Source organism: Alteromonas sp. 4NH20-0104, assembly GCF_057547795.1.
Genome location: NZ_BAAJLP010000039.1, coordinates 1 through 17650 on the forward strand (window position 1 = coordinate 1; position 17650 = coordinate 17650).

The 17650-nt window shown below is 49.6% G+C and carries 17 protein-coding genes; all 17 read right to left on the minus strand.

Annotation, left to right across the window (positions count from 1 at the left end; all coding sequences use genetic code 11):
• Window positions 1–106: 106 nt before the first annotated feature.
• Window positions 107–373 (minus strand): hypothetical protein, encoded by a 267-nt coding sequence (locus AC27IB_RS21040; protein WP_487123409.1) that lies wholly within the window; start codon window positions 371–373, stop codon window positions 107–109.
• Between the two features lie 284 nt (window positions 374–657).
• Entirely contained in the window at window positions 658–2580 is a 1923-nt protein-coding gene (locus AC27IB_RS21045) for a hypothetical protein (RefSeq protein ID WP_487123411.1), read from the minus strand.
• A 151-nt stretch (window positions 2581–2731) separates the two neighbouring features.
• On the minus strand, window positions 2732–5392 hold the full coding sequence (locus AC27IB_RS21050; RefSeq protein WP_487123413.1) for a hypothetical protein: 2661 nt from the start codon (window positions 5390–5392) through the stop codon (window positions 2732–2734).
• Window positions 5389–8748, minus strand: coding sequence for a phage tail tip protein J-related protein (locus AC27IB_RS21055; protein ID WP_487123415.1), 3360 nt, complete (start codon window positions 8746–8748; stop codon window positions 5389–5391). Before AC27IB_RS21055 ends, AC27IB_RS21050 begins: the two co-directional genes overlap by 4 nt.
• Complete coding sequence (locus AC27IB_RS21060; RefSeq protein ID WP_487123417.1) at window positions 8748–9161, minus strand: DUF6950 family protein; 414 nt, start codon at window positions 9159–9161, stop codon at window positions 8748–8750. Before AC27IB_RS21060 ends, AC27IB_RS21055 begins: the two co-directional genes overlap by 1 nt.
• Window positions 9161–9766, minus strand: coding sequence for a hypothetical protein (locus tag AC27IB_RS21065; RefSeq protein WP_487123419.1), 606 nt, complete (start codon window positions 9764–9766; stop codon window positions 9161–9163). Before AC27IB_RS21065 ends, AC27IB_RS21060 begins: the two co-directional genes overlap by 1 nt.
• Window positions 9759–10355 (minus strand): hypothetical protein, encoded by a 597-nt coding sequence (locus AC27IB_RS21070; RefSeq protein ID WP_487123421.1) that lies wholly within the window; start codon window positions 10353–10355, stop codon window positions 9759–9761. The genes AC27IB_RS21065 and AC27IB_RS21070 overlap by 8 nt, the downstream gene beginning before the upstream one ends.
• Window positions 10355–13165 (minus strand): tape measure protein, encoded by a 2811-nt coding sequence (locus AC27IB_RS21075; RefSeq protein WP_487123423.1) that lies wholly within the window; start codon window positions 13163–13165, stop codon window positions 10355–10357. The genes AC27IB_RS21070 and AC27IB_RS21075 overlap by 1 nt, the downstream gene beginning before the upstream one ends.
• Window positions 13166–13432 (minus strand): DUF1799 domain-containing protein, encoded by a 267-nt coding sequence (locus tag AC27IB_RS21080; RefSeq protein ID WP_487123518.1) that lies wholly within the window; start codon window positions 13430–13432, stop codon window positions 13166–13168.
• 50 nt (window positions 13433–13482) lie between these two features.
• Entirely contained in the window at window positions 13483–13800 is a 318-nt protein-coding gene (locus tag AC27IB_RS21085) for a hypothetical protein (protein ID WP_487123425.1), read from the minus strand.
• Between the two features lie 7 nt (window positions 13801–13807).
• Window positions 13808–14743 (minus strand): phage tail tube protein, encoded by a 936-nt coding sequence (locus AC27IB_RS21090; protein WP_487123427.1) that lies wholly within the window; start codon window positions 14741–14743, stop codon window positions 13808–13810.
• Window positions 14743–14904 (minus strand): hypothetical protein, encoded by a 162-nt coding sequence (locus AC27IB_RS21095; protein WP_487123429.1) that lies wholly within the window; start codon window positions 14902–14904, stop codon window positions 14743–14745. Before AC27IB_RS21095 ends, AC27IB_RS21090 begins: the two co-directional genes overlap by 1 nt.
• Window positions 14901–15356 carry a phage tail terminator protein gene (locus AC27IB_RS21100; protein ID WP_487123431.1) on the minus strand — a complete coding sequence of 152 codons (456 nt, stop codon included), beginning with the start codon at window positions 15354–15356 and terminating at the stop codon, window positions 14901–14903. Before AC27IB_RS21100 ends, AC27IB_RS21095 begins: the two co-directional genes overlap by 4 nt.
• Window positions 15353–15799, minus strand: a complete 447-nt coding sequence (locus AC27IB_RS21105) for a phage virion morphogenesis protein (RefSeq protein WP_487123433.1) — start codon at window positions 15797–15799, stop codon at window positions 15353–15355. Before AC27IB_RS21105 ends, AC27IB_RS21100 begins: the two co-directional genes overlap by 4 nt.
• Window positions 15796–16287, minus strand: coding sequence for a phage protein Gp36 family protein (locus tag AC27IB_RS21110; RefSeq protein ID WP_487123435.1), 492 nt, complete (start codon window positions 16285–16287; stop codon window positions 15796–15798). The genes AC27IB_RS21105 and AC27IB_RS21110 overlap by 4 nt, the downstream gene beginning before the upstream one ends.
• Window positions 16287–16637: a hypothetical protein gene (locus AC27IB_RS21115; protein WP_487123437.1), complete on the minus strand. Its 351-nt coding sequence runs from the start codon at window positions 16635–16637 to the stop codon at window positions 16287–16289. The genes AC27IB_RS21110 and AC27IB_RS21115 overlap by 1 nt, the downstream gene beginning before the upstream one ends.
• Before the next feature lie 82 nt (window positions 16638–16719).
• A complete protein-coding gene (locus AC27IB_RS21120) occupies window positions 16720–17649 on the minus strand; it encodes a hypothetical protein (RefSeq protein ID WP_487123439.1) in 930 nt (309 codons plus the stop codon).
• Window position 17650 lies beyond the last annotated feature (1 nt).

The window sequence follows — 17650 nt, forward strand, 5'->3', positions numbered from 1 at the left end:
CCGAATGCCACTGGCATTCGTCATGCTTCTACGAAGCACCGTTCTTCACCTGTAGCGCGGCAGTAGGATTTAAAAAATATCACAATAGATTTTAAATCCTACTTATTTACATATTGCGAGTTGCATGCCGAGTGTAACTAGCCTCAGCACCATTCAGCAGTTCAACCTTCCATACAAGTCCTTTGGGTGTGGGAGCGTAGAAGATCATATCTTTCGATTCAGAAGTGTTAACAACCGACTTAAACGGTGTTGTCGGGTAGCTGCCATCTGGATTACGTTTATAGATGTTGAAGGTTCCGTTCTTCGGGTCAATGTTCACTAATTTCACACCGCCGTCATCTGGCAGCTCTTGTTGGTTGGTTAAATTTTGCACATTGCGCTCCTATGGCTTTATTGCAGTATTTAAGTCTTTGTCTCGACCCCAGCTACCTATAGTAACTCCGTGTTCGGCAGCCCAGGCTCTGATTGCTCTCTTGATAGCGGCTGTCAATGTTCCATGGCCTATGTAAATTGCCACTCCGGACTTCCCTTCTGATTGGGCAAAGAATTTAAAACTCTGTCCTTTATGGGTAATCCGAAGAATACGGCCAGTTACGTATTCTTCGACTACGACACCCTGGTGTGTTGTAGTTGAATAGGTCACTACTAATCCTCCACTTAATCTTCTGTTGGTGTAACGACGGCTGTGCCCGAAACACTCAACCACGGGTCAGTGGGTGCTGGGCCTGCTGCCACTAACAATTGATTATCTGACTGGCGGCGCGCAGGCTTGCCTTGATATTTGTTGCGAGTATTAATCTCATTGGTCGCATCCGCAAAAGTGAACCCGACAAACGGCGGGTTGAGCGTGTCGCCAATCTGGCGGCTTATTTCATTCCAGTTAACGCCGTCCCATACAAAATCATAGCGATCGGTATAGTGTGGCCCGGTGGATAACACCATATTGCTGTTTAACACCGCATTGGTTTTAGTGTTACCTGTAGCACCGTCAACCTCTATGAAACGATTGCCGGTAGCGTCCTGCAAAAACGTTACTTCTAACCGTTGACCTGGGACCATCCCATCTGTCAACGTCAGATTACCAATGGCAGCGGTGATATTAATAGTGATTTTAGCCGTTTCACGGGTGTTAATTGTCATGTTATACGCCCGATCCACGGTTTTATCGGCCCCGACACGCCAGGCGATAATGTCATCGGTGGGCTGAGTGCTATTGTTCGTCGCCGTGTTAAACGTGACACCCGAGTCGCCCTGTAAATCGCCAATGAGATTAATGGTTCGACAGGGTTTACCGCCGTCGTGATAGGCCGGTATGTCAAACAATGACACGCTGGACCATCCCCGGTTGCCATAGGTTACCGGCCCAATGGTCCAGCCTCGGCAATTATCAATAATTCGGTACATGATTTTCGAGGTGGTATACGCGGATTGTTGAGACAGGCCACGAACATTTTTAGCATGAATCGAGATATACGCCCCTTCGCAATGAATATGCGGTGAGACAAACGAATATACTGATTCAAGGGTAATAAACACCGCCCCGAAAATCACAGGGTGCCCGGCTGATTTGGCAAACCGTAACGGCGTGTCGAGGGTGATTTGGTTGCCGCTGACGCTGGCCACTCTGACCTGTTCAGCATTATATCCCACCCCCAAATACAGCAGGTTGTCAGCGCCTAAATTGCCGTTATTGAGCACGCTGGCATCGGTGACGGTGATCACACTGACCCCGGCTGCATAGCCGGCGGTTAATGTCGTTTCACCAACATTATTGACATCATCCTCGCCGCTGCCAGTCACGTCACGCAGTTTACTATTTACAATTATATTATGAATGTTCAGTGCGCCACTTTTAATAAATAATGTGTAATTGCTGTGCCACACCACATTCACACCGAGCGAAACCGTATCCAATACCTCATTGCCGGTTGAATCGCCCAATTCGTATATACTGAATCCTTTAATAACACCGTGGAGGTCGTTGAGGTTCATTTGATAGCTACGATCAAATTTAAATACCGTCCCGATGGCCGTGCCGTTCGTGGCATCGGTCACCAGCAGATTATTAATATAGCCATTGCGGCAGAATTTCAGGTGAAAGATACCGGCAATACAATCATCGTAGACCTTTAATTGTACGTTTCTGGCTAATGAAAAGACGCTAGTATGTGAGGTGAGATTACCGTAGGTAGCTACCGTGCCACGCACGGCAATAATCGCACTTTGCGACTCACCAACCCACTCAAAAAACTGCCCCTGTGGTATCACTACACCGAGAATTTCATACTCATTGCCATCATCAGGAATAAGGCAGGAAGTATATCCGGCATCCACCATGGCCTGCGCCGCCGCGGTGTCCAACGCTTGATCGCCACCCACCGCACCGAATGAACGAATAGAAGGAGGCAAAGCCAGTGCGGCGCTGGTCAGCCGGGCAATCGTTTGCTCATCAAGTCCGGTTGACGCCAGACCTCTGGCCGCCTCCAGTGCGCTTTGAATTGTCGCCTTATTAAAACCAACGGCCTTGACGGCCTGTGCGCTGGCCTGACTTAAATCAAAGATTTCTGTGGTAAATGCCATCGAGCTAACCTCCTAAGATGACTAGTTTGTCATCCTCTGTTATCAATAATTCGCCATCTTCGGTAAGCAGCAAAAACGCCCCCGGTGGGATATAAAATATGTCTCGCACTAATGGCTCGACCAATTCGTTTACAAGTGATTCAGCCATCTGCTATCCCCCTATAAGCCATTTTTCAGTCGCGCTATCGTAAATCCACATGCTGGTCTGGCCTGGATTCAAATCGTAGTCGCTGGATACGTTAAAATTGCTGCCCGACGCTGATGAGAGCTTAACCAGACTGTACGACTCGCCAGTGTTAATAATGCGAGCACGCTGACCATGGAAAAGTCCTTTACGCAACGCATGTATCCAAAGCGGTGCAACGGGTGACTTTTTATTTGTCACCATAATGGTCCATTCTGGTGATGTGGCGCTGCTGCCAATAACCGTGTTATCTAACGTGAGATTTTCGTTATCGTTAAATATTAAAAAAGTCGCCATTGTTGGGTCTGATGGATCAGCTGGGATTGAGTCACCGGGGATAACGCGAGTAATACCCATAAAATCCACCCACGAGTCGGTGGGTAAGGGCCCAGCGGCCCGAAGAATACGCCCGGTAACGGTTTCAAGCACACGTTTACCAGCGTATTTGTTGATTTGGTTAAGTTCATCGCTAGTATCCAGCAACCGCCCCTGGCTTTCTTCCGGTGGAAGTTCGGATAAATCCGCGATGTACCGAGCCACTTCATCCCATTCAGTACCGTTCCATACCAGGTCAATCCAATCCTGTGCATACGCGCGGCTGGACAAATGCACCGTGTCGCGCAGATTAATGCTGGCATTCCACGCCACAATAAACCGGTGGCCATTGTCATCTTGGGTGAAATAGATGCGCAGTTTTTGCGAGGGGATCAAACCATCTTGTACTGTGAGCTGGTCAATTCGGCCTGTCATTGTGATATAAACCTCACTCATATGCGCTGGCACTAGTGTTATAGACAGCGAGCGGGTTATGTATTCTCGGGCAATGACGTTATAGCTAAAAATGGAGGATGAATCTTGCTGCGAGTCGTTCACCATGTATCGCAGAGCGACCCCAGAATCTGTATTAACTTGCTTATTTAACCCCACATCGAAATGGTTATTATCGGGGTTGTGATAATCAGGCACATGGAAAAGGATCGGGTCTCCCCAATTCTTGTTCCCCATGGTGACAACCCCCACATCCCAAGAGCGGCATTTGTCTGTCATGCGGAAGGTGTGATAACACGTTGAATACAGATTACCGATATTCACACCACGTAAACTGGTGCCGTGAATCGCTATCCAGCCACCTTCAATGTGGGCGGTCTGGATATTAAGCGAGTAATTAAATCCAAGGGATAGAAATACCGCACCATAAATGACTGGCTCACCGTTACCCAGCCCATTCACATTCGCAAAGTGGTCAAAACGCAATGGTGTTTCAAGGTAAACAGTATTTCCACTTATATAATCAACACGCACTTGTTCAGCGGTTTTGTTATACCCGATATATAGAAATTGCCCGTTTACCAGATTTCCGTAATTGAGCTGAGTCATATCCGTGACATCAAAGGAGATTGCCCCTGCTAAAGCGTCAGCGGCTAACCGCGTTTCTCCCTGAGAGTGCACATCTATCCATTCTGGCGAATTGCGCTTGTCCCTGAATTTAGCATTATCAAAGACCAGGTTGTGAACATTCACCGGGCCTGAGCGTTGAAATAGCCCGTAATTACCATGCCAAACGGTATTGTGACAAGTGATGGTGTCCAATACTTCATTGCCTGAGGTTGCACCTAATTCGTAGAGCGCACCGCCGTACCACCGCCCGTGTATATCCGATAACTTACACTGGTAGGATTTATTCAGATTTAAAAAATGACCAATCCAAGTGGTATCATCACCATCTGTTACAAATACATCTTTCACTGTAAAATTGCGGCAAAAACGAGCTTCAATCACGCCACTTGTTACATCGGCGTAAATGTTGAATGTCAGGGTATGGACATGGCCCAGGAAATTAGAGGGTTGATTAATCACCCCATAAACAATTACCTGTCCACGCACGGCAACGTGGCATTTCTGGCGTGATACACCATGCAACACAAATTCCTGATTCCGTGGTACTACGAGACCTAATAATTCATATTCATTTTCATTTTCGTCGAGCAAGCAATGGGTTATCCCGGCGTCAATCATGGCCTGAGCAGCAGCACTATCCTCGGATTGACTACCACGACCGCCACCGAATTGTGTTAAGCGATATTTATTGTCTTCGAATAGCCCCTGTAAATAGAGGCCGTTGGTTCCTACATGAATATATCGTCCGCCGTCTGACTGAGGTCGGGCCGAAGAAACTGATGCATCTTTGATTAGGTATTTATTTCCACCTAACGTGCTCCCGTCATAATATCCATCTGTTCCCGCTTTGACGCCAGGTGATAAGTCACCATTGAGTACAGCAGACACTAACGCGGCTAGCGAAGAATAGTTAAAGAGCGTCGATATATCAGCAATTGCCTTTGATTTACTGACCAATTCATTCGCTTTGGTGATGGCATTTAAAAGCGAAGACACCGCTGTTATTGGAGCTATAGTGCATTCATCGTTCATAGCATCTGCGTAGGGCCAGGGCGAAGTCAGTGTTATCTGGCTGTTTTCCATGTCAACTGAATCCAGAAACACGATTTGCTCTTTACCAATTTGCACTAATGAGCCCGACACCGCGCCCAGCACCGAATCGGCGTTGTTTATCTGAACTACCGGGTCGCCATTTAACGCGGTGACATCTGAGAGTTTGTAGGTACTCATGACAAGCTCCCGTCTGATTTAAATATGGATAGGTTGACGATGCCGCCATCGGCTTGGCCGGTAATGGTTGTTGATCCGGCTGTGGCCGCGGTGCTCGAAATCCTGAACTGAATGCTGGTATCAGTTGTTTTGCCTGGCACATCAACCAAAAACGAAGGCATACTGAAAGTGATAGCCATATCTGCGCCTGATGGTGAAGTAACGAACTGGCTGGCCGAAACGACCTCGGTACCATCTACTAACACGTCAATTACAAAGGTTGCGGTATCGACGTTATTCGGTGATGTCCAGGTAAGTCGAAGTGGTTCCGATTTTAGAATACGGTCGAACGTACCGCCGACAACTTGACCGGCAGCAGTAATCGTTAAAAAGACCTGGTGGGTGGTGGATACTGCGTTAGCCGGTTGCGTTACCGTCTTGTTGATTGAGCCATATAGACCACCGATGATATTGGCGGCATAGAACGTGCCGTAGTTTTTAATTGTGTCGTTTACGGTGTCATATTCGACTAACGGGTTTCCATTGCTATCGACAATCTTAAGCCCAGGACCAGCCAGCGTGGCTGCACCTTTCCTGAACCATTCGCCGTCAGGGGTTCGCCATTCATTGGCATTTGCTTTGGTCAGTGAGTCTAAATCTGGCTCACCAAGATTCAACGTAGTCGGGCCGCGCCAGTAGCTTAAGCCATCCGGGCCAAACGGGTTCTCATAGTCTTCTACGGTCATTTCGGTACCGCCAATAGACACCCGAGCGCCATACCAGATATGCCGATTCAACGTAGCGCTGTATTGATAACCCACGCTGCCATCTTTCCCGGCAAACACCAGGTTATCCATGAACAATCGCACAGAGCTGACATTGCTAGTGCCATTCTTAATTTCGATACCGGTGAAGCTGTTATAGGTCTCGATACCGAATTGGTATAAACCTTCCAAGTCGCCGGTGCGGGTCTCTAGCAGCTCAAAATATTCGTACACTGAGACGTAGTTGCCACCCGGTTGCTCTATGCGTTTTTCATCGAATGCCCGAACAAATGCAGCGCCGTCTACCCAGTTGCCACTGCCGTCTTCATAACCAAAACCGGCATTTAAAAAGTTGGTTAGTGTAATTTCACTATCGAACGCAGACATGTCGTTGGTTAACTGCTGAATATCTAGTTTTACCAGCCCAAGTTCACCATCCAGTGTGACCAGTTCTTCAGCGAGCAACGTGTAATTACCACTCGTTTCTGCGTACTGGTCGCTTGCTTCCTGAAGGTCTGAAGCAATGCTCGCAAACGTATCTTTAATCGATAATGTCGATTCAGGCAGGATCATATCGGCTATGAGTTCAGGTGAAACTTCGTCTGCTGAGATACCCACCAAATTCGGCACTGCAAATGGCACCCAACCAGGATCAATCAGGTCACCATCAACAATCCGGTACCAAACGTACAATGTGCCACCTGAAGGCGTGTTAGTAACAGTTAAAACCTTATTTAAACCACCTTCAAACGCGTTTGCGAAGTTATCAGAAAAGTAATATCGCCACTCATAGGTTGATGAACTGTTAGGCAGCGTGGGTCCGGTGATGATCACGCGCCCTGGTAAAACCTGAATGCCAATCTGGCCAGTTGGTGTTGAAGGTACTTCAGTGCTAAATGTCCGGCTAATGACGTCACTGGGCTTGCCAAAGGTATTAACGGCGTAAACTAGCGCAGTGTAATTGCCAACAGGTAGGTTGACGATGTTGTAGTAACGCTCGATGGTTTCGTCAGAGCGAACTACTTCACCATTTTCTTCAATCGTAACCACATACCTCACTACCGAATCTGAGGAAGGGTGGTCCCAGGTGAGTACACCTTGTCGAAAGCTGCTATCCGGCGTTGGGGAATAAGCCAGGGTTTCAACTGGATCAACATAGGTATTATCGATTTGGAAATTTGGCGTAGCGTCATAATCAGGCGGCGTTTGTGCCTGGTTATACATTTCGGCGCTGGTTTCTTTAATGGTCAGTGAAGCCTGGCCGTTACTGCTGTTTAAGTCGCTTTTTTCAATTTCATAATTACCGACCAGCAGATGCTCAGGCATATTTAAATACACAACCGAGCCCGCTACAAAATTGGCATAGCAGCGCTTTAATACCAGTTCTACACTGTCGCCAGCAGCGTTACGCAGCAGTTTAATCACCATCAGGCGCTGGCCCATACTTTCAGTCTGGGTAAATAGCAACTGCTCATCGTCTTCGTATTCAACGCCTTCATCGCGATTATCTATCAGATTTGTCGATACAACCGGGGTTATGTCTGCATCCTGATAAAAGCGGTTTTTGTCCACAATAGAGGCATTAATGGTGTTAATTTTATCGGTCAGCGAGGTGTGAGGTGTTCTCCGTGGCGGGCTGGCCAGGTGTGCTTCAGTAACAGTAAAGATTGCAGGACCACGATAGGCAGCAACCTGCAGCCTGAACTGCCCACCGCCCGCGTTTTCTATCCATCGGCCACCACAACTCTTCAGAAGCTCGCTCTCGATACTTTCATGTCCAACAGTAGAGTCGAATGCCCCATTACATGTATAACGTTTCTCAGTCCGCTGAACGCCATTACTGTCGGTATACGTGACTACTTCGTCACAGATATTGGCCTCATACGCAATGTTGGCCATATCGAACATCTCGTCTGAATAACTAACTGAGTTGTTGAACCGTTTCCACCAGAAGTTAATCAGTGCCGCATTGTCTGTCCACTCCCATGTAGTCTCGTCGGTAATGCGATGTGTACCACTTCCACCGGCCGTATCATCCTTGCGGGGGTCGTAGCAGCGAATGCCGCGCACTTTAAACTTGAGATCCTGAATGCCGTTCGGCCAGATTTTCCCATCAACCACGAACTCGCAATACACATCAGTTGCGTTAGTACCGATGAATGTGCCGTCTACATTCGTCATGGTTTGCAGGCTGCGGCTTGTAGGCCCGGTTTGGTCACCCAGACGTGCCTCCATGTAGTATCCTTCACCAAGCATGGCAGTGGTTCGCTTGCCCTCTAACTGATACAGCAACACGGATTCGCACGGATGTGGTACTAATGCCAGGTAAAACAGATTCCATTCTTTTTTATCGATTTTCTGTTTATCGTATTTGATGATTGAACCACTAATCACCGTCTCACCAACCACAATTCTGGGCACTGGCTTACCCACAGTCATATCCTGGTTGGATTTAACGTTGGTTGCCACATCTGGCATTAATTCTTTAATAACCAGATGGGTTACAGCTGCAGTAGCAACACCGATTGCTATTAGAGTCGCCGTTGATACAACGGCAACATATGCTGTTCCTGCGGCAGCGATAATCCCTGCGCCAATAGCGACCGTACCCACTAACCAACCCTCCAGCCGCTCACGGCATAACTTAGCGGCATGGATACCAGCCCATGCTGACCAACGTACACGAGGCCACCCACCCAGCACACGCCAATGGCATAGCCAATCAAACCGTCCACTTCCATCAGCGCAGCATCACCACGGCGCAGTAATAGCGGTGGTACCGGCTCACCGAGGTATTTATTAACAGTGTCAGGCAGGTTACCCGAACCATATTTTCGTATAGCCTGCAGAGCGCCTCGTTCGGTGCTATAGTGGCCACGAAAGTCTTGCGCATAATCGATACCGGTGATCCGCTTGGCAACCTCAGCGGCAAACAAACAGCAGTCGTGTTCACCCCAAACAAACTGCTTAGCTCTGCAGGTTTCCAGATAGGTATTAGTGGAATCAAGCCAATCAGGCAGCCGCATTAAGGCATCCTCCGATGGGTAGTGGTTTCATGGCTTCTGCCACCTTTACCTACGGAGTTACTGCCGTCATAAGTATTGAGAGGGCTACTGGCCAACGCTTCTACATCATCACAGTAACTATCGCCAGGGTGGGCTTTTCGCCAACTTTTAGCGCTATAACGCAGGTGTTTCTTGGCTGACTTAAACCGTGCACGTGCCCCTACCAGGTTAAGTTGGATCGTATTTACCGGGCCTGTTTCAACGGGTACCCGACCTATAAATCGATAAATGATAAGCTCGGCGGCGATAATACGCCGGTGTTCGTCCGTACAGGCCAGGTAGATTTTTACATCCCGGCCAACGGCATTGTCTTTAATGGCATCATTAACGATCGCCAGGTCAGTCGTCTGCAGTGTCATGTTCATGTCGCCAAGCTGAACGCCACTGGACGCGTTCTCGATCGAGGCGAACTGGCCTACACCAATCCACTTGCGGTTATCCCAATACTTTTCACCCGCGCGGGAATGGGTATATACATGTCCTGTAGGCCAGTTGATGTCCGCTAAAAACAAAAGCCGGGATACATCGTTATTCATGGCATTTAGGATGGTAGGGTTACTAATCACGAATGCTCTCCCGAAACGTAAATTCATAATTAGTTAAGACGGCTTTACCTCTAGACGGCTGTGGTGGCGTTTGCCCACCGTAGAGCATGCACTTGCATTTAGGATCATCCACAATCAGTGAAGCCCCATCAGACGGGATAAGCCGGATATCGGGTAAGAACTCCAATTGCGCCCGGCCAGTGCCATCCACAGCAATATCACTGGTTAGCTCGTACAGAAAATCGCCCAACTGAAAACGATCACCTTCTGGCAATAAGATGTTGGGTGTGAGGTTACGAACGCCTAAAAGTGTGCCGTCCTGGTTGTTGCCATCCACAACCGGATTGCCGTCCCAGGCATTACTTTGTTGGTGCGCATAATCCTTAAACCAAAACTGGCCAACCGGGCCACGCAGCTTGTTTATAAAAGTGCGCATGGCAACCGATTGTTCATAGGAGAGGTTACGGTAGGTTAATTTGCCATCCCAGAACTCGTCGCCCTCTGCCACGATAACGCGGGGATTAAACGGGTTGTCCTCTACCGAGCTGCCAGCCTTAATGTAAAACAGGCTATCAGCGGGTGCTTTGGCGCTAAATAAGTCGTAAATCACTATGCGGCCCTCACTGCATTGTAAAACTCGCCGGTACCGGATTTAAGTTTGCGGGCAAGCTGTGTTTCAAACTGTCCGAACAAGCGCACAGCAAGTGCTTCGATTTGCTGCATAGAGCCTGCGCTACCATCGGTTTCAAAGGTTGGCGAAAAGTGGAAATGATTAGTGGTATTACCGCGCATCGCATCGCCACCATTTATGCGGTCGATGGCTTTAGTGAGCCCAACGTTCTGGCGAGGGCTAACCACCCGTTCTCCACGCTGTATTAATGCCGTTTGTTCATTGGCCACGTAGTCAACACCACCATGATAGGCTGCGCTGTACTGCTGGTTTTTGATGGTGTTAACCTGGTTAATACCATATGCAATAGCAGCAGCTGCTGCAGCGGCACCCAGAGCCGGTCCAACAAATGGAATAGGCGCTAATGCCGTATAAGCGCCAGTGGCCATCTCATAGGTATTAATAACGGCTTTAGCGATGCTAAAGGCTTTGTACATGGCAAAGGCTTTCTTACTTTGCCCGGCCATTTGCTTAAAGCCAAATTCACCAATCGATAGAACTGCATCGGTTTTTTCCAGCTCGTTTTTGCGTTCCCATTCCGCCTGGCTAAATAGCAGGTTCTGCATTTGGCCAGTGCGGCGTGTTTGCGCCTGTAGCAGCGCTTCCTGTCGGGCATGTTCATCAGCTTCCGACTGGTTTTTAAAGCCTTGTGCAAAGAGAATTTGCTGCTGATTACGTTGATCCGCCAGCTGCTTGTCGTACTGAGCGGTTAACAGTGCTTCACGCGTTTTAAAACCGCGCAGAAGAGCAAGTTGCTCTTCATATTGTTGACGTAATTTATTGAGCTTATTTTCTTCAGCTTCATTTTCTGCGCGCTCTTCGGCTTCCCTGGCACGTTTGCGAATTTCAGCGATATCCTGATCGCGCTGCAGCTCTAACCGGGTCGAAAGACCGTTGTATTTTTGTTGGCTTACGCCGCCTTCGGCGTAGGCTTTATCCAGCATTTGCTGGCGTTTAACGTAACTGGCATTAATCCGGCCTTCCTGGCCATTCAGAAAGGTTTCGAGGTCCAAAACTTGCTTGGAGTAATCCACTGAAGCGGGCGCATTGGACTCCTCTTCAACAGGCAACCACTCCCCAGGTAACGTAGCGTTGAATAACTTGGCTTTCGTTTCAGCTAAGGTATTAAGCTGCTTTTCGGCCTCTTCGATTTCAACCTTCAATTCTTTAATACGAGCGGTATCTTGCAGCTCTTTGTTTGGATCACCTTCGCCAAACATCCGCTTGTTAAGAATGCGGTTAACGGGGTCTTCGAGTTTTCTCAGTTCGGCCTGCGCATTCATCAGGGATTTACGAAACTTCTGTTCCTGTGACGTTATATTCAGGATTTCGTATTTACGACCGGTCTGATCAAGCTCTTTGTATTTAGCAATGAGGTCCGTAACGTCCTGCGTTAACTCTTGAGTTTCAAAAGAGGCATCGTTTGCAGACGTGGCATAGTACCCCAGCGCCAGAGCGGCAGTCATAGCTATGCCAGCGGGTCCACCGAGAATGGCTTTAGCTGCTGTTAGTGCACGGGTGCTAATCGTCGCCGCACTCGCAGCAGCGGCGTAGGTTGTTGTTGCTGTGGCGGCGGCTCTTTCAGCAGCTGCCAGCCGCACGTTACTAGCTGCCAGGTTATTAACCGCTGCAGCTCTGGCGGCATCGGTTCTCGCCGCTGCCAGCTGGCGCGCTGCGCCTTGCTGAATTTGTTGAGCATAGTGCAACTGGGTATTGGCCGCAGCCACATTACTAGCCGCAGTACGTTGATTAGCGGCTACCTGGGCGTTGGATGCAGCTACATCTGCCATCTTCTGACTAATTGCACTGGCAATGGAGCCGGTTAAACGTCCAGCATACACAGCGGCTACAATACCCGCAGCAACTGCCAGGTCGTCCAACACATCAACGTTATCACCCAGCAGTTCCAGGGCGGATGTTGCTGTGGTCACTAACGGTACAATGGCAGAGTTAATGGGAGCAGAGAGACGTTTGGCCAGATTATCGTATTCTGATAAAAAGTCGTTAAACGCGGCAGACATGGTGTTAGCGGCGTTTTCTGCAGCGCCTTCATAGTCCTGCAATGCCGTAATCAACGTGCGTTTAAACATTTGGCTGGTTACTTCACCATCCACCACCATTTTACGGAAGCCGCCACTGGCAACGCCAGCGGCTTTATCCAGGGCTTGTAATAAGCCTGGCAGAGGTTCCACTACCTGGTTAAGCTCCTGCGCTTGCACGCGGCCCTGGGTAAATGCCTGGGTCATACCGTACATGGCCTGGCTAACCTGCACGTTACTCGCCCCCAGGGTGCGGGCTACGTTGGTCATGCCTTCCAGAATTTCGCGGGATTCAGTGGCCGTTACGGTGCGCTGCTTTTCCAGCACTAACAGGCGGGTATAGCTGTCGGCCAGTACCGAATACCGCACGTTTAAACGGTCGGCCGCTTCTTCCAGATAACGCTGTGCTTCTGCGTTTTGCGAGGCGCTGGTAGTGAGGTTTTCAAGCCGCAGCTGCAGCATTTCGGCATCAGAGGCAGCGCGGATAAAATTAATACCGGCAGCGCCCGCAGCGTATAAACTTACCGCGCCGGCAAGCGCTCGATAACTACCGGCTAATGCGGTATTTTGAGCTGCTGCAGTGGCGCTGGCGCGCCCCTGGGTGTAGGTAGCTTGTTGCAGGCGGTTTAGATCGGCAGCGTTACGCGCAGCACCTGCGCTTACGTCTCTGCCGTTATAACCCACCCGTAATGCTACGTTATAATTTGCCATCTACACCGATTCTCGTAAAAGTTGCTCAAGGTGCTGCACTTTAAAAAAGTCGTCACCTTCAACGGTTAACCCCAATTTTTGCCAACAGACTTCTGCACGCTGGTAGTCCAGGGCATATTTGCGATTTTTGCTATCCAGCACCCACTGGGTTTGGGAAACCCGAAACGCCTGCAGTGCCAGCCAATTATCAGGATGAACTTCAATGTCGGTATCCGGTTTAACCAGGTCTTTAAGGTCGCCCCCAAAGAATGCCCAGTCATCTTTCAGTTCCTTGCTGTTCTGGTTACCTGTGGTTGCCCAGGCTTCGGCAACCTCCGTTAGTTTTTTATGGCCGCATCAAACTGGGCGTTAATCGCGACAGACGCTACGCCGCCTGCAGCAGCTGGCGGTAACAGGCCGGATTCAAGGTCGGCAATAAAGCCCTCTAAGCCCAGTTCTTTGCCTTTTTCGTCCTGATACCCGCGCATAGCCGATACAAAGCCCTTTACCGACTCAACATCTGAGCCTTTGGCGATAATGGCCTCACCATCCGTTTTGGGCATAACCCGCACATCCACTTCAACGGAGTTTTCACCAAACAGAGTTACCGGGCGGGTAATAATCCAGTTTTTTAATGCGCTGCGTTTAAACGCCATATGTCACCTATGTAAATAAAAGGGAAATTTCGTCGTTACCGGCATCCGGCAACAGCTTAAGGTCGATGTCGTAACCAACGTTGTTGTTATCCAGGTTGGTATAAGACGGTTTTTGCACCTGTACCCGGGGGCAGCTAATGGTGCAGATATTGCCTGCCGTAGCGCCGTGGGTAACGGCTAGTGGGCCGTGCTGGCGGTTGCTGTGGCGGGCAAAAAAGTTAATGGTATCTAGCGTAGGGGCTTCAATTTGGATTTGGCCACTGCCATCACGATCGGAATAGATAATGGTTTCGTCCACCAGACTTTGGTCGTACACCGCCTCGTTACCCGGATTCAGGTTCAGTGAGTAAGGTCGCACGTTCTCACCGTGCAGCGTTACGGCGGTGGTACGGCCTGGGCCAGTGGGCACAAATCCTACCCAGGGCGCATTGTTTACTGAAGGCAGGCTGGCAGTTGTATGCGTAGGGACAGACCACAAGCCTTTAAAAGTAAATTCCAGCATAGGAATACCGCGCTCCATTATAATGGTACAGGCACCCCGTGCGCCGTTAATGGCATGTAGGTTATTGCCAATGCGGAACTCCATGGCTAATGAGCTACCAAAATCAGAGGCCAGGGTATAGGCCACACTGGTATCAGCGACCACGGTTTCGGTCATGCGACTGGCCAGCAGTAGCGGGCTATACGGCGGGGCCACACCTTCTGTACCGGAGCCAAACAGGTGCACCCTGAACGTGAGGGTAATATGCTCACCAAACGGGATGTCTTCATAAGCACCTTCACCAAAGCGCACCGACTCATCGGTAATGTTTTCGCTTTCAAACGCGATAGAGGGCTCTGTTAGCCGAATGTAATTGGAGGCATCCAGGGTAGCTGCCGGGCCAGCACCATAAGTACTTTCCACCCCCGCTAGAATAAGTTTTTCACGCCAACGCATAGCCATTACGCTTTCTCCTTAGTACCTTTGGCACCGTTGTTATCGGGTTCAACCGGGCTCACTTTGTCGCCGTCCAGCCTGTACTGGCCACCTGGCAAGCCTGCCGCCACGGCTTTTTTCAGCGCGGCTGGCAGCTCAGGGTGTTTAAATGGTTTTTTGGTGGTCATGGATACGTCCTTACATTGGTTACCACAGTGCATGTGGTTTTAAACTGCAGTTGATACACCACATTTTGCGTCTCTTTATTCACCTCGATTAAGCGTCCTGCCTGAAACGTGATGGGCTCAAACGGCTCAATCATCAGGCCAATCAACGCGGCTTTTACCTGGTCGCGCCAGTTCAGCAGTTCGTTGCCAGCCACGCTGCCCGAACTGCTGCCTGCAGCTCTAAACACACCCACTACGGCAAATTGCTCTATGCTGTATTGCGAAACATCGATGCCGCCGATTTCGTCAAAGTCTTCGGCCTGTTCATCCAGTGGCAGCACAAACGTGGTGTTGCGTTGCACTGCACTGCGCAGCAATGCAGGCATGCTCATCGCGGGTTTAACGTTAAATTCAGCGGCTTTTAAAACCGTTTCAATTACGTTTAAATCAAGGTTGTAAACGGGTGTACTCATTTCGGAAACCAACTATCTACCCAGCGCAAACAAATCTTGTCGATGCGCGATTGCTGTACAGGCGTAATGCCGATAATTTCCCGCTTGGGAATAGTTACCCGCTTACCACGCCCGGCCTTGCCACCAAACTGATGTATAGCGGCGTATTTTTCGGTTAATCCGTGAACCAGGTTCTGCGCTCTCACTTCGTGGGTAACGCTTTTGCTTAGTATCGAGGTATCGACCAGGGTTTTGCCGTTTTCGGCCTCGGCCCGTTGGGATACCAGCCATTTACTGCCATCCGGGGCTTTACCCTCGTAAAACCGTTTGGCTACATCGCTATCGAGGTAACTGCCTATTTCATCCAGCATGGCCGCAGGCTGCTGGGAAAAGGTGCCTACCTGGTTAAATACCGATAAAACATCGTCTCCAGATAAGTTAATCTCGATAAACGTGGCACTCATTTACCAAACCCCGACCAGTCAAAACCGCTATAACCGCCGCCCACTACAATGCGGGCATCACTGGGTTTTGCCGGGTCGTCTGCGCCCAAACTTAACGCGCCGCTGCTAATGTCGCGCAGCTGCGCCATGGCAGCTTTGTGATTGTTTCGGGTGTCTTCGTCGGTTGTTACCATTAATTCGTACTTCACCAGTACTAACGCGATATCTGGTAACGGGCTGTTAGCAATTTGGCTGGGCGATAACCCCGCAGGGTGGCGCTTAGCCACATAGCCGTTAATCAACCGGGTAGCAGCATCAATGGCTAACACCAGGCGGTCTTGGGCGGCTTGTGCAACGGTGAGTTCCTCCGAAGTAAAGCTGCTGGTGTCTGCGTTTTCTACCAGGGCAACAAGAGCCAGGGTGTTAATGTCACCCTCAATCCGGCCCGCCAGAATATTGCCCAGCTCAAAGGTGCCAATGCGCTCGATAACCGCTGCTGCCGTGATCACTATTCAGCGTCCTTTGCCTGAAAGGCTGCCCAGGCTTCGTTACGCATATCCGCGCTCACATCAAAGCCCACTGCGTCCGTTAGCGCTTCAACCAGGGGCAAACCGCTGCTGGTTAAATTGGCTTTATCCGTAATCACATTAGGGATAACGGTCAGTAATTGCTCAAGGGTTGAAAGCTGTGGCACCACAGGTTCAGCTTTGCCTGCAGGCACTTTGATGGCGTTAATGGCCAACAAAGACGCAGCGTCCTTGCCACTCAGGCTAATGGGTGCACCAGGTAGATACTTTTTCTGGTTATGCTGTACCGGCTCTACGCACTCATAATCGGTTAACTGGGTTGTCTCGCTCATGTCAGGCTCCTGTAAAGGGCCAACTCCGTGGCCCGTTATCGTCCTTGCTTCGCTCTCAGGTGGTTATAGGTTTGCTGTAGCGTTAAGAGGTGGCTACGGCGCTCTTAATCAGGAAGCCTGAGGCAATACCGGTTAGCAGCGGCTGGCGTTCGTATTCCACACCGGCAATCCAGCTCTTAGTGGCTTTGTCGTACCACATAGGCTCAACCAGCGGCTGGCCATTGAGTACGTAGGTGTAACCATAAGACGGCATGGCGCGAGAGGTGATAACAGTGGGCACATACGCCAAAATCACGTCCAGGCCCCATAGCTCTTCAAAATTGCCTGAAGCATCAACCACCATGGATTGGCCAATAACGATATTTTCGATTTCAAACAGCTGGCGGTAATGCTCCAGGGTAAGCATTTTCAGGTCGTTATTGCTCATGCGTGCCAACAACTTGGGGTGGTGCTTAAGCGTTTTATGTACCTGAGCAGGAATAACCATCTTATTGGGATACGAGCCAATAGCGGCCCGGACGGCTTCTTTGTAATCAGCCACATCTTTCAGTGGGTCTGAGTTTTCGTAGTCGCTCCACTGGTCGCTACCTGACAGCGTGATTTTGTTATTGGTGCCGTATTTGGTGGCATCCCGAGCCAGTGTTGACTGTTCAAACTCCAGGTTGTTCTGCTCTACCTGCATCACGGTTTCAACCGATTGGCGCTGAAAGTTAATACCTGGTGTGCTCGCTTGGTCACGTAACCACTCACGGGGTATTTGCGCATCCAGGGCGTTGTTAGTCAGGCTGTAGTTGCCTTTATCAAAACCCACTTTAATGCGTTTGGTGTTTTCACCCGGCGCACGGCGCGTGTTAATCAGTTGAAAGGCAGATTTATCAAACTGGATGATTTTGCCACTGGCCTCATCTACTGAAACACGCGGGAACAGCTCAAAACCAATTAAACCCGGGGCCATAAAGCCCAGCGCAATTTTACTTAAAACTTTGTCGGTACGAATTGATACGCGATCCATT

What these genes read in the sequence shown, in the direction of transcription:
- AC27IB_RS21045 (WP_487123411.1), bottom strand. Translation starts at nt 2,580, where the DNA reads ATGGCATTTACCACAGAAATCTTTGATTTAAGTCAGGCCAGCGCACAG.
- AC27IB_RS21050 (WP_487123413.1), bottom strand. Translation starts at nt 5,392, where the DNA reads ATGAGTACCTACAAACTCTCAGATGTCACCGCGTTAAATGGCGACCCG.
- AC27IB_RS21060 (WP_487123417.1), bottom strand. Translation starts at nt 9,161, where the DNA reads ATGCGGCTGCCTGATTGGCTTGATTCCACTAATACCTATCTGGAAACC.
- AC27IB_RS21075 (WP_487123423.1), bottom strand. Translation starts at nt 13,165, where the DNA reads ATGGCAAATTATAACGTAGCATTACGGGTGGGTTATAACGGCAGAGAC.
- AC27IB_RS21085 (WP_487123425.1), bottom strand. Translation starts at nt 13,800, where the DNA reads ATGGCGTTTAAACGCAGCGCATTAAAAAACTGGATTATTACCCGCCCG.
- AC27IB_RS21090 (WP_487123427.1), bottom strand. Translation starts at nt 14,743, where the DNA reads ATGGCTATGCGTTGGCGTGAAAAACTTATTCTAGCGGGGGTGGAAAGT.
- AC27IB_RS21095 (WP_487123429.1), bottom strand. Translation starts at nt 14,904, where the DNA reads ATGACCACCAAAAAACCATTTAAACACCCTGAGCTGCCAGCCGCGCTG.
- AC27IB_RS21100 (WP_487123431.1), bottom strand. Translation starts at nt 15,356, where the DNA reads ATGAGTACACCCGTTTACAACCTTGATTTAAACGTAATTGAAACGGTT.
- AC27IB_RS21105 (WP_487123433.1), bottom strand. Translation starts at nt 15,799, where the DNA reads ATGAGTGCCACGTTTATCGAGATTAACTTATCTGGAGACGATGTTTTA.
- AC27IB_RS21115 (WP_487123437.1), bottom strand. Translation starts at nt 16,637, where the DNA reads ATGAGCGAGACAACCCAGTTAACCGATTATGAGTGCGTAGAGCCGGTA.
- AC27IB_RS21120 (WP_487123439.1), bottom strand. Translation starts at nt 17,649, where the DNA reads ATGGATCGCGTATCAATTCGTACCGACAAAGTTTTAAGTAAAATTGCG.